This window comes from Microcoleus sp. N9_A2 (genome assembly GCF_036701775.1).
Classification (GTDB): domain Bacteria; phylum Cyanobacteriota; class Cyanobacteriia; order Cyanobacteriales; family Microcoleaceae; genus Microcoleus.
Map to the genome: position 1 here is coordinate 51,861 of NZ_JAUBRH010000034.1, position 17,635 is coordinate 69,495.

The window sequence follows — 17,635 nt, forward strand, 5'->3', positions numbered from 1 at the left end:
CTGTTGACTGTTGACGGTTGACCAATGACTACTGACTAATGACTTAATTTAACTTTCTGGTTAATCTCAACTCAAACATTCTGAGGAGACCGAAACCATGACCAGCAAAAAGACTCGCCGCAATTTTATATTGAGCAGTATAGCTGTTGCCAGCGGCATTGCAGGCGCTAAGGCGATCGAACAGCAGGATCGGGAAATCGCAGCCGCACCCAATAACCAGGCGGCCACCACAGTAAAAATGCCAGAACGACTGTTAGGCAAAACCGGCGTGACAGTGCCGATTTTTGGTTTGGGATGGGCCGGACAAACACCCCTATCGCAGCAGGGAAGAGAAGCAGAAGCGGTGGCGCAAATTGAACGCGCGATCGAATTAGGCATTCGCTATTTTGACACGGCGGCCGAGTACGGGCCCAGCGAAGAAAACTTAGGCAAAGTTTTGCCAAAATATCGATCGCGCCTATTCCTAGCCACAAAAACCGCCGCCAGAGACAGAGACGGCGCGTGGAGAGACTTAGAACGATCGCTCAAAAGACTGAAAACCGATCGGCTAGACTTGTGGCAACTCCACCACGTCTCATTCCAAACAGAATTAGACCAAATTTTCAGTGCCAAAGGAGCAATAAAGGCGATCGAAGAAGCCAAACAGCAAAAAATAATTCGTTTTTCCGGCATCACCGGACACCACGAACCAGCCATCATTGCCGCAGGCTTGCAGCGCTATCCTTTTGACACAACATTAATCTCCCTCAACGCCGCCGAAAAACACCATCCGCGCTCCTTTGTTACCAGCGCTTTACCAGTTGCCAAAGCCAAAAATATCGGCGTCATAGCCATGAAAATACCAGCTTACGGCAAATTATTTCAGAACGGTGTTTTAGATGGAATGCACCAAGCAATGGGCTACACGCTTTCACTTCCCGGCGTGCACTGCTGCGTCATCGCCGCCGACTCAGTAAAGCAACTGGAAGAAAACTTGAAAGCCGCCCAAGCATTCAAACCTTTGAACAAAACAGAAATGGCAGCAATTGAAAAACGCACCGCCGCTGCTTGGCAAGAAAATACATTTTTCTGACAATGGACTTAGTTGCCAATTTCCAAAGGTCGATCGGCGTTGCGAAGCTGTCAAAACTCCTCAAATCAAAAAACCAGGCGACACGATTGGGTCGCCTGGTTTTTTATCATAAAAGATGCAATTTGTCAACAGCAACGAGCTACTATTTTTTCCGTTTAGCCTTATCTAACCGCCTGCGATCGCGCCACTCAACCGCAGTCAAATAAGCGACCCCGCCAGTCACGGTCAGCAGCAGTACAAAAGCCACTAAAACTAGAATATTAGCAATCGAAAATTCCACAACCCCTCTTCCTCTGATTTTACATTTTCTACTTTCGATTTTAGATGAAAAATGTTAACAATTAACAGTTGAATATTGACGGCTAACTGTTAATTGCTCACACTCCATTCAAACTGCTGGCAAATCTTCCAAAATTGTAAACCTCACATGATTGATTGCCAGAGTCCCTACGGAAACATCCTCCTTGTTCAAAGGAAGACCCCCGCTTGTGAGACTTTGAAACCGAATTCCCTTGCCAATTTCTACGTGATACCAAGCCAAACCCATAAAAAATCGCAAAGGATAAGGGCCTCTGTCTTGAATATCATCAGGATTAGATTCCATCGGCACCCAGCCAAAACCCGGAATGTAAAACTCCAGCCAAACGTGATTGAAATCCGGCTCCAGCGGCACGCCTTTTCTGTCAGCAAAAGCCGGACACTTGTAGCGCCCGATCGTGCGGCAAGCAATCCCGTTTAACCTAGCCAAAGCCAACAACACCCCTACGTACTCGCCGCAAGAACCGATGCCGCGGCGCAGTACAATATCGGGAGTGTCAATGTGAGGCCTGATCCCGTAAGAAAGTTGGTCATAAACAAAATTGCGAATGCTCAGTAATTGCCTCAGAATGTTAGTTTCTGTGCCAATTGAGGCCACGGCAGCCGATCGCACAATCTCCGTATCCATCGCCAAATTGTCATTATCAACCAAATACTTAGCTGCAAACTCCGGCGACAGCTTCGGAGCCTTTTCGACATCCCGAGGCGACAACTGATACTTAATCGATCGAACTTCTAACAAAGCCTTCCAGCCAAAAATTCGGCGTTCCCCGGGGTGCAGCCGATCGAACTTAAACACCGCCACCCGTTCCCCTTCCTGAATTTCCTCAGTAAAAGGCATTCCAATTGGCGTAATTTTCCTGACCTTTTGTCGGTGAGTTTCCGAAGGCAAAGCAATCCGCCACTCCAAATTTTCGATTTCTACCTCATCGAGAGGAGACAGTTCCTCCACATAAGACATTTCCATCAAAAAACCATTTGACAGAGCGTAGCGCTCGGCTTCATTGTAGTAAAAATACAAAGGCTGAATAAAAGTGCGATCGCGCTTCGTCAACTGAAAAGGATCTTCCGAATTCGGGTCGTCCCGGATGTAAAGTTCATCCCCGGCATAAGCCACGTACAAAACCTCTTCCCCGGTTTCGGAATCCTTGTGAAAAGCCAAACCCGAAGGCGACTCAAAGGGAGTCAAAACGCTAAATTTAATCTCCCCAGTTCCCCGTTCCAAACAGTAAACAGTTTGCTCAGTCTTGTCGCAAACCCAAATTTCCTCATCCCGGACTGTGATATTTTCCACCCCTATACCGGGAGCGTAAAACCGAGTAATTTCCCGACCAGTTTTCATGTCAAAAACCAGAATATAGCCCAATCTCTGGCAAGTCACATAAAGCGTAGATTTCCAAACAGCAATCCCGTCAGCAGGATAAGAAAGTGAAACAAAATGTTCCGGTTTGAGTTCAGCGATCGCCCCGTCCCGAACTGCGCCCCGACAGCAACAAATATCCTCATCCCGCGCAAACCAGAGAGTATCTTCCGAAATAGCCAGCCCGGTTGCGCCCGCAAACTTAGCCGTTTGATAAGGATTCAAAACAGTAGTGTTGTCACTTTCTCGATCGATCTCCAATAGCAGCCCTTCGGCGCGATCGACAGCGAACAACCTATTTCCTAAAAAAGCAATGCCGTGCAGTGCCAAGACTCCGATGGGTCTTACCATCCGCAGCCCCGAAGGCTGTTTGTCCGAGAGAACAGGTGAATCGAGATTCATGCTAAATTTCTTGCCGGTATTGTACAGAAAACCTGATATGTAACTTGTAGCCGATCGCTTGAGGTTCACCAGCAAAATTGCCTAGTTTCCTGATATCCAGGACTGACGCATCAACCGGGTGTTTTTACGAAAAGACGCGTTGTACCCTCTTACTAGAGTTAAAAGAGCCCGAATATTAGTCTTTGTCAAAGTTGGGTTTAACAAGCTCAACCCAACCTGCTGCCGTGAATGGAAGTAAGTATAACTACTAAGCTACCACTGACAAACGCGACAGAGAATTCTATGTTGATCAGAGCGACCCAAATAATCGTATCTGCCTGAAGATATAAATTAAGTACAACAGATTACTATATCCGTCAAAACCTTGGATAGAATAAAACCGTGCGATAAAGTTCCTAGGTTCATCAAAAGGCAGGTTCGTCATGGCTTTGAAGTCTGCTCTAAATATCGGTACTCTTTCCTTAATTCTGTCTTTAGAGGCAGTTGCCGCCGGTAGTTTTTTAATACCAGCAGAGGCTCTCAACAGCCCCGCAAACATTGTCCAGCGCGCCTCACCACCGCAGCTACCCCTCAACTTGCAAACAGTTCAACCCCCTGAACCCAGCGGAAGCAGACCGAACATTCAGCCAACGGGCTCCACGTGGAATAGCTTTCAACCGCCGGAGGACGGAGTACCCGGAAGGCGTGAAGGGGGAGGAACCCGCGGCTTAGAATGCCCCACGGCCACAACTGCCTTAACTGCCTTGATTCCCCAATCAACTATGGGGCAAACCATATCAGCAAAGCCAACATTTTTCTACTACCTTCCCGTAGCCCTCGACAAAACAGTTCAGTTTGAGTTAGCAGACCAAAGAGACAAAACACTATACAAAAAAAGTTTTCGCATGGTAACTAGCCGTGCAGGTATCGTTAGCGTCAGCCTCGGCTCCGACGACAACTCGCCAGCCCTGGAAGTTGGCAAAAACTATCAATGGTACTTTACTATCAAATGCAACCCAAAAAATACAAGAGATGATGTTCTCGTTTCCGGGTGGATCAACCGCACCGCACTCGCCCCAACCGTGAAAACAGAGTTGGATCGATCGTCCGATCTCACCAAGCTCAGCATCTTCGCCCAACAAAGTCTCTGGTACGAGTACCTGGCCACTCTAGCTCAATTGCGTATCGAGTCTCCCAGCGATGCCAGTTTAGCGATCAAGTGGTTAGCAGTGTTGAACTCAGTCGAACTCGGCAAAATAGCCCAAGAACCCTTAGTCGCAAGTGAGTTAACACCTATCACAAGAAAATAATTCAACACCAGTTTCAAAAAAGAATGCAACGGTAGGCAAGCCCCAAACGGTGACGGAGCATCTCACTTTTGTCGCCAAGCTAGAAATTGGAGCCAGCAGCCAGGAGCCAGCAGCCAGGAGGAAAGAGCCAGGAGGAAAGAGCCAGGGGAAAGAGTCAGAAGAAGTGTTTTTACAAATATGAGATGCTCCCAACGGTGATAGCCATCAGTCATTGCCAAATCTCAAATCTCAAACCTAAAATAGTATGACTGGTGCAGCAAGTAGGAAAAATTCGGTTTAGAGCGCGGTATTTGGCAGCGCCACAGATGATTTTTGGCTGTTGCGGGTTGTTTGGTCGATCGTCCTAAATAAATTAAAATTTGTGTACTGATCAGCAGTTCGGACTTCTGGCATCTTGAAAGGCGGACTGTGGAGATTTTGATGGTAAAATTTCGCCTAATACTAAATGATAAACTAGCATAGTCAAGCAGCCGACAAACTTATTTTAGAGAAATTATTAATTATGCGCCCGAATGCAAATATTGCACTATTTCGGTTGGGGATTTCACTTCTAACTGCGCTCCCGATGGTTTGCTTTTACGCCAATAAAGCTATATCCCAAACAAACGATATTTCTCAGTTGCCCGTCGCCGCTGACAACTCAGCAGATACGGGCAATCAAGTATTAGCACTGCAAAAACTGGAAATCAACCAGGATGAAACAGCGACCAACTTAAATCAGCTTCCCGATTCCATCGAGACCAACCCTGAACCAGAAGCACAATCGACCCCCGCCGAGAACAGCCAAGCTGCCTGTTCCACAATCGATGAAACTGCTTGTGGTGCGGGCATCTTGCCCGAACAAACAAATCTGGTTGACAATGATCCCCAATGTCAGAACCAGCTACATTGCAATCATGTTTTAGCCCAGAACCAACCCTCGCCGCCTCCCAACCTCCCACCGCCACCGACTCAGCCAGATCCAAATCGCGATCGATTTCTGCAACCTGCCCCGCAGCCTTCCCCAGAACCTCCCCAAGTACCGCCCACAGTAGCGCCGGAGTCTCCGTCTCCGTCGCCAGTTCCCCCAACGCTGCCGAATACACCAATTGAGGTGCAGAAAATTCAAGTAGTTGGCAGCACAATTTTAAGCCAAGACGAAATTAATGCCTTAGTCAACCCCTTAGAAGGCCGTTCTACCACCCTAGAACAGCTCAAACAAATCGCCGACAAAATTACCGAAATTTACCTCAATCGTGGCTACATCACTTCGAGAGCAGTCTTGCCGCCCCAAACTATCACCGCAGGGGTAGTCCAAATTCAAGTGATTGAAGGCAAGCTAGCCCGAATTGAGGTAGAAGGAACTAAAAGATTGAATCCAAGTTACATCCGCAGCCGGATTCGACTCGGGGCGGGAATGCCTTTAAGCACAGCTTCATTAGAAGACCAACTCCGGCTGCTGCGAGTCGATCCTTTATTTGACAATGTAGAAGCCAGTCTGCGGGCTGGGGATAATGAAGGCGAGAGCATTCTGATCGTCAGAATCTCGGAAGCTAATCCATTTCAGCCTAGTTTAAGCATTGACAATTACTCGCCTCCCAGTGTCGGTTCCGAAAGATTGGGAGTTAGTTTGCGGCACCGCAATATAACAGGAAATGGCGACGAACTGGCAGGGGCTTATTATCGATCGCTCGGCGATTCAGATGTGTTTGATTTCAGCTATCGCGTGCCGCTAAATGCGATGAACGGCACTTTGCAATTGAGGGCGGCGCCAAACCGCAACAGTATTGTACAAGCACCTTTTAACCGTTTTGACATTTCGGGAAAATCGCATTTATTTGAATTAAGTTACCGCCAGCCGTTGCGAAGAACGCCGATCGAAGAATTTGCCTTATCTGCCGGTTTTACGTATCAAACAGGCAGAACTTTTCTCGCTGGCGAACCGGTTTCTTTTGGCATCCGCCCGGAGTCCAAGGGTGTCAGCACTACGAGCGCAATTAAGCTGGGACAGGACTACATTCGGCGCGACCCGCAGGGTGCTTGGGCCGTGCGATCGCAATTTACGATCGGCACTAGCTTGTTTGATGCTACTGAATACGAAGGTTCTGATCCCGACGGACAATTTTTTAGCTGGCTGGGTCAAGTGCAGCGAGTACAGCGATTGAATGACAAACATTTATTAATTGTGCAGGCAGACTTACAGTTGTCAGCTAATAGTTTGTTGCCTTCCCAGCAATTTGTAATTGGCGGTGGACAATCTTTGCGCGGCTACCGCCAAAATGTCCGTTCTGGCGATAACGGCTTCAGAGTTTCCATCGAAGATCGGATTACTTTGCAGCGCGATGCTTCGGGAAATCCCAAACTTCAATTGGCTCCTTTTTTGGATGCGGGTACGGTGTGGAACGTTGCGAACAATCCTAATAAATTAACAAATCAGACATTTTTAGCAGGTGTGGGTTTGGGGGTAATCTGGGAACCGATACAGCGGGTGAACCTGCGCCTAGATTACGCTTTTCCTTTGGTGAGAATTAGCGATAGGGGCGACAATCTGCAAGATAAGGGAATTTACTTCAACATAATTTATACGCCATAAGGAGAGAGGGGGAAAGAGGGAGAGAGGGAGAGGGGGAGAGTGGGAGATGAAGAAAATATTTCCTTCTTCCCTCTTCGTTCTTCCTTCTTCCATCCGTTACATCCGTTACTTGCATCCGTTGCCGAACTTCCCTCTTCCTTCTTCCTTCAACATCGGATCTTATATCGTTTTCGGTTGCATGGGTATTGTTCAAACAGTCAACAGTCAACAGTCAACAGTCAACAGTCAACAGTCAACAGTCATCTCTCCTGAGTGCAACCGGAATTGATATTAATCGCCGACTTCCCCGACAACCTCCGCAGCAGCCTGAGTTTCGAGCCAGAGTTTGAGCAGCAAGAGCTCCGCCCGATCGCCCAACACAGTCGCAAACACCCCGTCAGCCCCCTCAGACGCGTCAGAAATCCACGTACCGCGCAGAGTCACTTCTACAAAGTCAGCATCAGCAACACAAAGGTTGATCGCATCGTTGTCGTTTCGGCGCGCCTCAGATTCCAACAGAGACAGCGCTGGCAAATTCACGGGCAGCAAAAATGCCGCAGTGCTCGGTTCGACGCTGATGCTTTGACCAACTCGCATAGCCAGCACAACTCGCAGCGCCACTAACTGTTCGGGAGATTGAGCTAAACGCTCTAGGTTAAAGCCCGTTTCAGTGTAAGTCAACTTCAGCATATTGACAGCCCTAAATTTGGAATTGAAAGTTTAAAATTGAAAATCGGGAATTGGGAATTGGGCATCGGGCATGGGGCATGGGGCATGGGGCATTGGGCATTGGGCATTGGATAGGTCGGAATGAAAAGTTTGCTATTCCGAACTAAAATCCTTTTTAATTACAGGACTGAATTAGCTATTAACTATTAGCTATTACCAATTACCTGTTTGGCCCATGCCCCATGCGCCATGCCCTATTCCCCATTCCCTATTCCCCAATTTGGTATTCGTGCCAAAACAGTTCGGCAAAAGCAACAGTGGGGTGTATGGGGGCCTTCGGCTTAGTTCGCAGAGACATTCCAGCTTCTATGGGAGTTCGATCGCCCTTACGAGAGTTGCACCGTTCGCAAGCAGTCACCACGTTGTCCCAAGTATGCGGGCCGCCCTTCGAGCGAGGCATGACGTGATCCAGCGTCAAATGCCGATTGCTACCGCAGTATTGGCAAGAATGAGCGTCGCGGCGCAGAACTTCCCGGCGATTCACCGGGGGCACTTTCCACAGGCGTTCCCTGTTACCAAAAGTCAAGCGGATTTGTTCGGGTACGTGGATGCTGGTGCTGGGCGATCGCACCAGCCAGCCGTTGCCAATGCTAAAATCCAGAGGTTCAGCCTTGCCTGTTACCAACAGTACGATCGCCCGTTTGATGTTGACACGGCTCATTGGTAGGTAATTCTGAGAAAACACCACCACAGATTGCCTCAATACATCAGTTACTACGTTCACGGCTTGCTCCTCCTCGTCAATTTTGGATTTTAGATTTTGGATTTTAGATTTTAGATTTTGAATTTTGGGTAGTCCTATTTAGGTAAGGGTGGACATAGCTCTTTTCATGTAAGGCTTTCAGAGCTTGGAGCCAACCTTACAGACCTGAAGTATCTAGGCTTTTTTAATGCTTTTGCAGCTACAAAGCCAAGACATTAACGAAATAATCAGCACTTTGAACCCTGTCCTGAGCAGATACTTGGATCTTTGTACACGGTAGTAAATCAATGAACTCCAGACTGCCAAGGAATTTCAACCATCCTTACCTTTAGGGCACTACCGAATTTTGAATTTTGGTTGCTTCCTCAGCATTGGCTACATCTGGTTTTTTGCCAGTTCCCCAAGCGGATCGAATTTCTCAAATATCCAATCAAATGCCCCCGCTTCTCTTACTTAGAAGCGGGGGCTAGAAAAACTGCTTTCATGCAAATTTTCATCCTGTCTTGGTACAGTCGTTTAGCTGTACCTCCCGCTTCGCGTATCTCGATCTGGCTGTGCCACTTGCAGACCCTCGTGGTCTATCTCGTTGTAATTAATTTCTGCAATTTGTCCTAATCCACTATAACCGTGTTTATTTAGGCCCAAGCCCCCCCACGAGGTCGCTGCGACAGTCGCAAAACCCGTGCTAAAGACGTGCCGTAACGACTCTGAGCGACCCGTGGGGCGATCGCACTTCAGTTGATAGGTGGAGTAGGTGGGGAGAAATTTCACAGCAGGCAGAAAGTGGTAAGAGAGCTTTAAATCTAGCTGTAAACATACTACACTGATATTACACATATGTCCACCCGTCACGGAGAAAAAATTATGCATACCCTACCTAGAACCTCAACCACCGAAATGGAAGTCACCAGCATTCGACTCGAAAGAGAACTCAAAGAGAGACTTAAAGAGCTCGCAGGCAATCAAGGCTATCAAGCTTTGATTCGAGATTTGCTCTGGAATTACGTGCAGCAGAAGTCGGGAGAGTATCGGCAGATGTTTTCTCGATCGGATATTCGAGCCAGCATTAATGCCACAGCACAGCAGGAGGAACGCTGCGCGCTTACAGGAGAGTTGATCCGACCGGGTGGGCCGATGTTATTAGGCCTGACGATTCACGGCGAGATGGTGCCGCTGAGTATGGGGAGTATGGCTGGATAAACCAGTTTACCGAAAATTTGTGAGAGCGATCGGCCTGGGGTGAAGGCCCCAGGCGCTGAAGATCATTCTATTTTAGATTTTAGATTTTAGATTTTAGATTTGGGAATGACTTATGAGATAAAGGTTTGGAGGTTGCCTAGAATTGCATTTTTTTGTGAAAAAATATAAAAATACTTCGGACAGTTGTTGAGTGCCAACCGTAGAATAAGGATTTCAAGGCGATGTGGCAATCGAACTACCAACTGACATCTTGCACCATTTTCAATAAGCTTTTTATGGGCGGGCTCTCCTGCCCAACCCCTACTTTCCACAAGAAATTGCACTTGTTGTGGAACAGGCCGGAAAGCCTGTTCTTGAGAATGATGCAAGATGTGAGCTACCAACGAAAAATCTAAGGTTTCAGATTACGAACTAAAAACAGTCCGGGCTATTGGTATAAAATCCCGCAGTATTTAAACAATATCTATTTAACGAACCACGAAGACGGGTTCGGCGAAGCCGTTGCCGTAGGGTAGAGCACGAAGAAAGATAGAGAAGAAGATGGGTAATGTTAGCGGTTCACAATTCTGGTAACGCAGCTCCAGATGCTCCAAAAGGCGCGGGTTAATGCTAAACTTTCCATCGGGCGTGCCGAACAGACGATCGTACATTTGATGAAAAAAATTAAAGTAATGCTGAAAAACCGCTACTTGACTGCTGTAAGTTCGATCGCCCTTCTCACAATTATTGCCGGATGTGCAGCTACTGAATCACCTCAACTTGCACCTCCCTCTCCTGTAGCTGAATCTTCCCCGCCGCCAGTTAAACCAAGTCAGCCTCAGCCCTTAATAGTCTCTGCTACCAATCCCGAAACCCCCACAAATACCAAAATCCAGCAATATCTCAACGGGTTGACAGCCCAAGGTTTTGCCAAAGAAGACCAAGGCATCTGGATGCAATCAGGCAATACATTGCTAGCCAATCATCAAGGTACAGTTCCTCTGTCAGCCGCTTCTATTACCAAAGTAGCAACATCTCTCGTCGCGCTGCAACAATTCGGGCCGGAACATGAATTTATTACCTTAATTGGTACAACAGGAAAAATAGAAAACGGCGTATTAAAAGGTGATTTAATTGTTCAGGGAAGCGCCGATCCTTTGTTTGTCTGGGAAGAGGCGATCGCCCTTGGTAACGCCTTAAATCAAAAAGGCATCAAGCGAGTCAGTGGCAATTTGATAATTGTCGATAAGTTTTACATGAACTTTGAACTTGATCCCCTCAAATCGGGAGAATTGCTCAAACAAGGATTGAACAGTCAAATCTGGCCCAGCGAAGCCGCCGCCCAGTATCAAACCCTGCCTCCCAATACGCCCAAACCCCAAATAGCAATTGAGGGTACTGTACAAGTTTTGCCAGCATCTCCCAATGACGTGCAGCCTTTAGTCAAACATTATTCTTTGCCCCTTGCTGAACTGATTAAAAAAATGAATCAGTACAGCAACAATCTCATGGCAGATATGCTAGCTGATACTGTCGGCGGCGCCAAAACAGTCGCGCAAAAAGCAGCAGCAGCAACCGGAGTTCCGCCCGCAGAAATTCAACTCGTCAATGGTTCGGGATTGAGCGAAGAAAATCTCATTTCTCCCCGGGCTGCTTGCGCGTTATTTATAGCTTTAGAACGCTATCTTCAACCTTACAGTATGACAGTTGCGGATGTCTTAACTGTAGTTGGGAAAGATAAAGGAATACTATCAGAACGGTCGCTTCCCCAATTAGCAGTGGTCAAATCTGGCACATTGGATAATGTTAGCGCTTTGGGCGGAGCCCTGCCCACTCAAAAACAAGAAACAGTGTGGTTTGTGATTATGAATCGCGGGGCAAATGTCGAGACATTTCGCACTCAGCAAGAGGTTTTGCTGAAAAGCTTTTTGAATGAGTGGGGAAGTGTTCAAGTTTCGCCGCCAGAATTAACGCCAAATCCTGCTAGAATTAGTAAGGTATCTCGCAGCGAAATCATCAATTAATGGGGTTTGGAGTAAGGATTTTATTCCTTGATTTTTAAGTAGCGTAAGGTGCGCCATAAGCACCCAACCCTGTCAAGGTGCCATCGACGTATTTGCGTCATTATAGGTCTTGGCGATCGGCAATAAACAAGATTTATTATTTATCGGCAAATTCCGAGGAATGCCCTATTTATAAAGGTGATGAAACACTCTCAGGATACAAACACCAGATTATTATTCCCATCAAACTGCTCTGTCTCTACAGCTTGCGAAAATAGCCGTTGGAATACTCACAAGCATAGAGTACAGAGACTTTTTCAGGCTTGTCTGCAAAAAACTCATCACAAGCACGTTTTACACCAGGCGATTTGAAAGGCTCAGCAGTATGTGGACGTGAAAACACCTTTTCATCATAATAAATGCCAAATAAGCAAATAGCTCCTGGCGTTAAACGCTCGTAAACATGGGGCAGTACATATTTAGTAGAGCTATATAGATCGCCGTCCACAATTGCAAAGCTGATCTTATCTGGAAGACATGAAGGAACAGTATCCTCAAACCATCCTTTATGAATATGTGGTAGATCCAGTCCAACAGCGGAAAAATTATTTTTGAATTCGTCGAGTCTCGCTGTCATCGAACCTTGATCGTATACTCCATCTTTAATATCGTCTCCTTGTAGTTTTGGAAGCCCTTCAAAGCTGTCAAACACATGAAATTGTTTCTCCGGCGCATACTCATTCAGAACTTTTTTGATCACAATCGAACTTTCGCCAGCATTACAACCCACTTCGACAACATCACCAGATACTTTGTATGCTGCTGTTTGGCTTGCCAAATGAAAAATATTCATTCGAGCTTCTATACTTGCCATACCAGGCGATTTGGGAATAACTTGACCGTTCAAACGCAATTTATTCAATACCCGATTAGCCAAACGATGGCGTTTGCGTGGAGTCCGGTGATCCCAATCAAAATAAGTTGCAATGAAAGTATTGTTCATGTCGTTTGCTAGATAAAATTGTGAATAGTGGTTGAGAGGATGGAGGACTTCACTTAGAATCCTGGCATCAGCAGCATAGTGGTGGCACCGAATTACATAGTTTTGAATAGCGGTGGAATAAACGTTTGGGAAGCTGCTAATAGCAATGACTTTAAATAGAAGAAATGAAAATCCTCTCTTTGCAAAGAAGTTGAGAAACACTCACTTCATTGAGACTAGAGATAGAGTAACAAAAGAAAATGTTGCTACCTGAGATACTTCAAATTAGTTTACTTCTCTAGAATTGCACGCAATTATGAAATCAGGATGAAATCCCGATTGCTGCAAAGCATGAAATCATCTCCTTTTCAGAAGAAAGAGGCAATTACTTCAATTCACATCACAAGTAAAGCCTGATGAGCGGTAGGTTCTCACGTTTTGTCAAGGTAAATTATGAAGACCAGCCCGCTCAGGAGTGCGATCAAGGCACTTGCGTCATCCCAGGGGTAGGCGATCGGCAATAAACCTAGTTTATTGGTAAGCTGTCGCGCATTTAAATTGTATATTCAGGGCGGGCGGGACGCCCAACCCCTACTCCCCAAAAGATTTTGATTTTTTTTTGACAGAAAATTTAAATCCCGCAACAGCTTAATCAGTTGTTAAAAGAATGGGGAGTTCTCCTTTTTTACTCCGCAATTGAATTTAGCCAACTGTGGCTTCCTCGTTTTTTGCAATGGATTAGGGCTAGATTATTCGGGTATATATTTATGGGTAGCAGCTTTGCTTGCGAGGATTTTATCGGCTATATTTTCGGATGTATTGTGGAGTGGGTTTTGGTGGTTTGTCTGAAGCATAAAATCATGAAAAGACATCAAAAATCCTAACAGGTTCGTAGTAAGGCTTTTAGTCTTTTCTGTTGATAACCTCACATATCATCTTGATCTGGGATCGATCGGCTTAGCTACCACAATGCCGATCGCACTTTCGACTCTGCTAATATATCTGTGCAAGTCGTAAGCAACTGTCACCTCCCCAGCCGGGGAAGCGTGAATTAAGCCCAGATTCCCGTCTGCATTCCTGTACACAAAACCCGTATGGGTGACATCCAATCCTTTAACATCCGTGGCTACCGCTACAATATCCCCTGGTTTTAATTGAGAATAAACACTTTTTATCCGATTTGTCGGGATGTAATTAACAGTATTTTTGGCTAATTCTGCTTCTTGGCTGACTATGCACTGATAAGTCGCTTCATCTTTGACCATTTGCGGGTAACTGCTGCGGTGCTGGCTCATAAAATTTAGTGTTTTATTCATGGGAACTCCACCTAATTCAGCGGTGATATTTTCCACACTTTGCCGTTTTTGATTGTCGTTAATCCATTCGGAAAAATAGTGCAATCTGCTGCAATAACCGTTTATTTTACCATTTAAATACCGCTGTTCTTCTATGCGATTGACAAAATTTTGATAGTCGTAATCTTGTACTGCTACGCCCCGCGAAATAGCCAAAACGGTTTCTACAAACAAAACGCAATCAAATTTATTCAAAGTTACGATCAACTTTTCTTCGCCGGATTCGTCCAGCAAACCAGCGGCGTAGGGCAATCCTTGGAAATTATCGGCGATCGCCTGGACGATTTCTCCGATCGGGCGATCGTGCAAATTTTGTTGTTTTGCATACTGTACAACCTTTTCAAAACGTGCTATGTCTTCAGGCTGTGCAACGGTTTCTCTCTCGGTATTGTTTGAGTCTGGTCGTCTCGCCAGTACATCCAGCAATTCGGAATAGGAAATTGCCGCTAAATTGTTGAAGTCCCAAAACATACTCAGAAAACTGGAAACAGTTTGCTTGTTTGTTACTTCCAGATTTTCGCTTTCTCCCGTCAAGGAAAACGCTACATCCGCGCCCTGTCCTGCTGTTTGTCGATCGACAACATATCCCGTAGCAGATTGAGACTGAAATGCCCAAACATCAGGTATCAAAGAATTATTCACGCCGACGATCGCAAATCCCAAAACAGCCAGACTCCAAAAATTTCTCATGTTTTTCAAAGGATTTTGCTTCAACTCAGTGCTATCCTGAAAATTTTACAATTACTAGAAGTCTCAATCAGCCTAGTAGACAGATAAAATTGGCAACAGCGGACTCGATCGACACCCTTGTCATTTAGACGCCGCCCTATTATAAACTGATCGTGCGAGTTTGATACCACAACACTGTAATGCAAGTAGACCGCCGACGCAGCCCAATCGGGCCCCAACGCCCAATCCAGCCCCGACGCCAAAGCAGCGAGCGTCCAGTCAAGTCCCGACGCCAAAGCAGGGAGCGTCCAGTCAAGTCCCGACGCCCAATCCAGACCCGACGCCCAATAGACTTGTTGCAAAAGTCGCTCTCAATTCTTGAAATTATCTGCGTTAATCTGCGTTCATCTGCCTTGTATCTGCGGTTGACCGATCGAGCAAAGATTCATGCAAGAGGTATAATCCAATCCCGACCCCAAAGCAGCCAGCGCCTAGTCGGGCCCCGTCGCCAAAGCAGCGAAGGCCCAGTCCCGTCTCGTCGCCGAGTGAGGACGAAATTTTCTCGGCTCAAATACCGTAACATTTTGTGTTTAATTGTCGGGGCGATCGCGTTTTTTTGGCTCGTCACAATGCCCTTCAGAATTCGCCGTCCCCCAGAACCGCCAGTTATCTTGGCTCAACAGGCCGTCTCGCCTCAAGAAACACTCTCGCCTCCGACAATTGAACCATCGGAAAATTTAGCCGCTCCTCAAAGCGAGCCTACCTTTAGCTACAACATCAAAACACCTCCCAATCCCGTTTACTCTCAAGAATTGCAAGGGATTGTTGATGAATCTGTGAAAATTGCAAGCAGCAAAGGATTGCCTGCAGAACGGCTATCAATTACCTTATTTGATGTCAGCAATTCCAAAACTCACACCTTTGCCGGATATCAAAATCAAAGTCTCAGATTTCCCGCTAGCGTTGCCAAGTTATTTTGGATGGCAGCCTTTTACTCAGCCATAGAAAAAGGCATAATTACGCAAAAAGAATCAGCCTTCAAAAACGATCTAGAACAAATGATTGGCATCTCCAACAACGATGCTGCCAGCAGGCTTTTAGACAAAATCACAGATACAAAATCCGGGGGCAGGCTCGCCGGAGAAGAGTTGCAAACATGGCTGAAAAAGCGCAATCAAATTAACTCCTTTTTCCAGTCAGCAGGCTACAATGATCTTCGTATAACCACCAAAAATTATCCCATATACTATTTGAGGCAAGAAGGTCCAATCGGTCGCGACTTGCAATTGCGGGGCGATGCTTCCCAGCCGATTCGCAATCAAGTAACTACCGACCAAGCCGCCAGATTAATATATGAAATCTATACTAGGCAAGCGGTTTCTAGCGTCGCGAGCCGCAAAATGGCTTACTTGCTGACTAGAGACTTAGACCCCAAGGCCTGGAAAAATGACCCTAGCAATTCGATACAAGGATTTCTCGGCGAATCTTTACCAACTAATATTTATTTTGGTTCCAAAGTAGGCTATACTTCCAAATCACGCAGCGAAGCGGCTTTTGTTAGAACTTTAGACGATCGCGCGATTTATATCTTAGTTGTTTTTGCAGACGATCCGGCCTACGCCAAGGACGAAACAGCATTTCCGGCCATTTCCCGATACGTTTTCGACCGGCTAAACGCTCGTGGCCCCATCACTTTGCAGTAATATGGAGTAGGGCGGGTTGACTGTTGACTGTTGACTGTTGACTGTTAGTCGAAAAGTTGACTATTGACTGTTGACTGTTTACTGTCACTCGAAAAACTGAAGGATGGTTGATATCAAATCCGGTTGCATCGGAATTATTCATCTCTCTGTTCTCTTTCTCTGTTTTTTCGGCGTCAAGAGTGGTTTAATTATTCCAATGCAACCGGATTTGATCTGAGTGTTGAATGTTGACTCGATTTTACAATTCCGGCGCACTCAGAAGTGATATTACGCACAAACAACGGTTTCTGCCAAAAATGGGTACTGACGACCACAAAAACCAATTTCTTGACCACAAATCTAGGATTTTAGGTCAAACCCGCAGCCAGAAACCCGGTTTGTTATATCCTATGAGCAAGCCGTGACGCTCATACACCAACCGCAAGCGGTATGTTGTAGGCATCTGAGTCCGGTCAAGGATATCAAGATCTTCCCTCAAGGTACTCCAATCGTTTCCCTCTACGGCGTTTTATAGTGAGGAACACGTCCCGCCCCACTTGTCACATCAAAGCTGTTTTATTGTTATCTAGATTGTTATTCTGCGATCGAAGATACGAGTATTCTACCACAATTATAAAAAAAAGTTCGGCAAGCGGAAAACTCATCGGCTTTAGCCATGAGATGTAAGCGGCACGGGCGGTTTTAACCGCCGTGAATCTTTCTTAATTCTTAATATTTAAAAGGCGACTGCTATATTAAGATATGAACAAGGAGATGAGTGAGATTGCTAACAAACTATATTTACAAATTGCGCCCCAATCAAACGCAAGTCTTAAAAATGTCGGCTTGGGTAAATATGCTTAGAAGTCATTACAACTGGTGTCTAAATGACAGAATTACCCAATACAGCCAACAGTTTGTCCAAGGCGACTACTGCGATATTAGAACTTATGGCGAAGTTTCACCGTTAACCTGTTTCGTTAGCAAAAGTGGCGCCACCGGAAATCCCTGGAAAGACTATAAGTTTGATCAAGAAGGTCAGGCTAGAAATCCCCGTAGAAGTGCGGCGGACATTCAAATTACAGCATTGCCAGAATTGAAAATTGCTAGACCAAGGTCATGCTCAAATAGATTCAAAAGTTCTACAACAGAATGTTAAACGATTAGACACTGCTTACAAGAATTTCTTTGAAGGCAGAGGATTTCCCAGGTTCAAAAACCGTAGCAACTTTACGTCTTTTACTTATGTGATGGGCGTCAAACTCTGTAGTTTAGACTAAAAAATGAGCACAGCTAGAAGTAGCCACCTTTGAATCTCAGGCAAGCTGTTGCTCAAAAACT

General features: G+C 46.0%; 14 protein-coding genes. 8 read left to right on the forward strand and 6 right to left on the reverse strand.

Annotation, left to right across the window (positions count from 1 at the left end; genetic code table 11):
• Positions 1-97 precede the first annotated feature (97 nt).
• On the forward strand, positions 98-1,072 hold the full coding sequence (locus QUA44_RS19125) for an aldo/keto reductase (RefSeq protein WP_333253302.1): 975 nt from the start codon (positions 98-100) through the stop codon (positions 1,070-1,072).
• Between the two features lie 142 nt (positions 1,073-1,214).
• Here the strand turns inward: QUA44_RS19125 and QUA44_RS19130 are convergent, their stop codons facing one another.
• Complete coding sequence (locus QUA44_RS19130; protein ID WP_333253304.1) at positions 1,215-1,352, reverse strand: hypothetical protein; 138 nt, start codon at positions 1,350-1,352, stop codon at positions 1,215-1,217.
• Between the two features lie 108 nt (positions 1,353-1,460).
• Positions 1,461-3,152 (reverse strand): transglutaminase domain-containing protein, encoded by a 1,692-nt coding sequence (locus QUA44_RS19135; RefSeq protein WP_333253324.1) that lies wholly within the window; start codon positions 3,150-3,152, stop codon positions 1,461-1,463.
• Between the two features lie 422 nt (positions 3,153-3,574).
• Between QUA44_RS19135 and QUA44_RS19140 the strand changes: the two genes are divergently transcribed.
• On the forward strand, positions 3,575-4,441 hold the full coding sequence (locus tag QUA44_RS19140; protein WP_333253307.1) for a DUF928 domain-containing protein: 867 nt from the start codon (positions 3,575-3,577) through the stop codon (positions 4,439-4,441).
• 502 nt (positions 4,442-4,943) lie between these two features.
• Entirely contained in the window at positions 4,944-7,013 is a 2,070-nt protein-coding gene (locus QUA44_RS19145; protein WP_333253308.1) for a ShlB/FhaC/HecB family hemolysin secretion/activation protein, read from the forward strand.
• A gap of 270 nt (positions 7,014-7,283) precedes the next feature.
• Here QUA44_RS19145 and QUA44_RS19150 read toward each other — a convergent pair whose 3' ends face one another.
• Positions 7,284-7,682 carry an alr0857 family protein gene (locus QUA44_RS19150; RefSeq protein WP_333253310.1) on the reverse strand — a complete coding sequence of 133 codons (399 nt, stop codon included), beginning with the start codon at positions 7,680-7,682 and terminating at the stop codon, positions 7,284-7,286.
• Between the two features lie 247 nt (positions 7,683-7,929).
• The gene (locus QUA44_RS19155; protein WP_333121920.1) at positions 7,930-8,445 is read right to left on the reverse strand and encodes an HNH endonuclease; all 516 of its coding nucleotides are present in this window, start codon (positions 8,443-8,445) and stop codon (positions 7,930-7,932) included.
• An 843-nt stretch (positions 8,446-9,288) separates the two neighbouring features.
• Here QUA44_RS19155 and QUA44_RS19160 point away from each other — a divergent pair.
• Both QUA44_RS19160 and QUA44_RS19165 read left to right on the forward strand, forming a co-directional pair.
• Positions 9,289-9,624: a ribbon-helix-helix domain-containing protein gene (locus QUA44_RS19160; protein WP_333253312.1), complete on the forward strand. Its 336-nt coding sequence runs from the start codon at positions 9,289-9,291 to the stop codon at positions 9,622-9,624.
• Between the two features lie 584 nt (positions 9,625-10,208).
• Positions 10,209-11,627, forward strand: a complete 1,419-nt coding sequence (locus tag QUA44_RS19165) for a D-alanyl-D-alanine carboxypeptidase (RefSeq protein ID WP_333253314.1) — start codon at positions 10,209-10,211, stop codon at positions 11,625-11,627.
• 238 nt (positions 11,628-11,865) lie between these two features.
• On the opposite strand, the gene QUA44_RS19170 is transcribed toward QUA44_RS19165, so the two are convergent.
• Positions 11,866-12,609: a TylF/MycF/NovP-related O-methyltransferase gene (locus QUA44_RS19170; protein ID WP_333253316.1), complete on the reverse strand. Its 744-nt coding sequence runs from the start codon at positions 12,607-12,609 to the stop codon at positions 11,866-11,868.
• Positions 12,610-13,244: 635 nt separating this feature from the next.
• On the opposite strand from QUA44_RS19170, the gene QUA44_RS30755 reads away from it, so the two are divergent.
• Positions 13,245-13,472: a DUF2809 domain-containing protein gene (locus QUA44_RS30755; RefSeq protein ID WP_445243684.1), complete on the forward strand. Its 228-nt coding sequence runs from the start codon at positions 13,245-13,247 to the stop codon at positions 13,470-13,472.
• Positions 13,473-13,520: 48 nt separating this feature from the next.
• Here QUA44_RS30755 and QUA44_RS19175 read toward each other — a convergent pair whose 3' ends face one another.
• Positions 13,521-14,633 carry an N-acetylmuramoyl-L-alanine amidase-like domain-containing protein gene (locus tag QUA44_RS19175; RefSeq protein ID WP_333253318.1) on the reverse strand — a complete coding sequence of 371 codons (1,113 nt, stop codon included), beginning with the start codon at positions 14,631-14,633 and terminating at the stop codon, positions 13,521-13,523.
• Positions 14,634-14,968: 335 nt separating this feature from the next.
• Between QUA44_RS19175 and QUA44_RS19180 the strand changes: the two genes are divergently transcribed.
• Together QUA44_RS19180 and QUA44_RS19185 are read left to right on the forward strand one after the other, a co-directional pair.
• Entirely contained in the window at positions 14,969-16,315 is a 1,347-nt protein-coding gene (locus QUA44_RS19180; RefSeq protein ID WP_333309859.1) for a serine hydrolase, read from the forward strand.
• 817 nt (positions 16,316-17,132) lie between these two features.
• Positions 17,133-17,453, forward strand: coding sequence for a hypothetical protein (locus QUA44_RS19185; protein WP_333309862.1), 321 nt, complete (start codon positions 17,133-17,135; stop codon positions 17,451-17,453).
• Positions 17,454-17,635 lie beyond the last annotated feature (182 nt).

Excerpts from the sequence above, each read along its gene's own strand:
- QUA44_RS19125 (WP_333253302.1), top strand. The coding sequence starts at position 98 with ATGACCAGCAAAAAGACTCGCCGCAATTTTATATTGAGCAGTATAGCT.
- QUA44_RS19135 (WP_333253324.1), bottom strand. The coding sequence starts at position 3,152 with ATGAATCTCGATTCACCTGTTCTCTCGGACAAACAGCCTTCGGGGCTG.
- QUA44_RS19140 (WP_333253307.1), top strand. The coding sequence starts at position 3,575 with ATGGCTTTGAAGTCTGCTCTAAATATCGGTACTCTTTCCTTAATTCTG.
- QUA44_RS19145 (WP_333253308.1), top strand. The coding sequence starts at position 4,944 with ATGCGCCCGAATGCAAATATTGCACTATTTCGGTTGGGGATTTCACTT.
- QUA44_RS19150 (WP_333253310.1), bottom strand. The coding sequence starts at position 7,682 with ATGCTGAAGTTGACTTACACTGAAACGGGCTTTAACCTAGAGCGTTTA.
- QUA44_RS19160 (WP_333253312.1), top strand. The coding sequence starts at position 9,289 with ATGCATACCCTACCTAGAACCTCAACCACCGAAATGGAAGTCACCAGC.
- QUA44_RS19165 (WP_333253314.1), top strand. The coding sequence starts at position 10,209 with ATGCTCCAAAAGGCGCGGGTTAATGCTAAACTTTCCATCGGGCGTGCC.
- QUA44_RS19170 (WP_333253316.1), bottom strand. The coding sequence starts at position 12,609 with ATGAACAATACTTTCATTGCAACTTATTTTGATTGGGATCACCGGACT.
- QUA44_RS19175 (WP_333253318.1), bottom strand. The coding sequence starts at position 14,633 with ATGAGAAATTTTTGGAGTCTGGCTGTTTTGGGATTTGCGATCGTCGGC.
- QUA44_RS19185 (WP_333309862.1), top strand. The coding sequence starts at position 17,133 with ATGTCGGCTTGGGTAAATATGCTTAGAAGTCATTACAACTGGTGTCTA.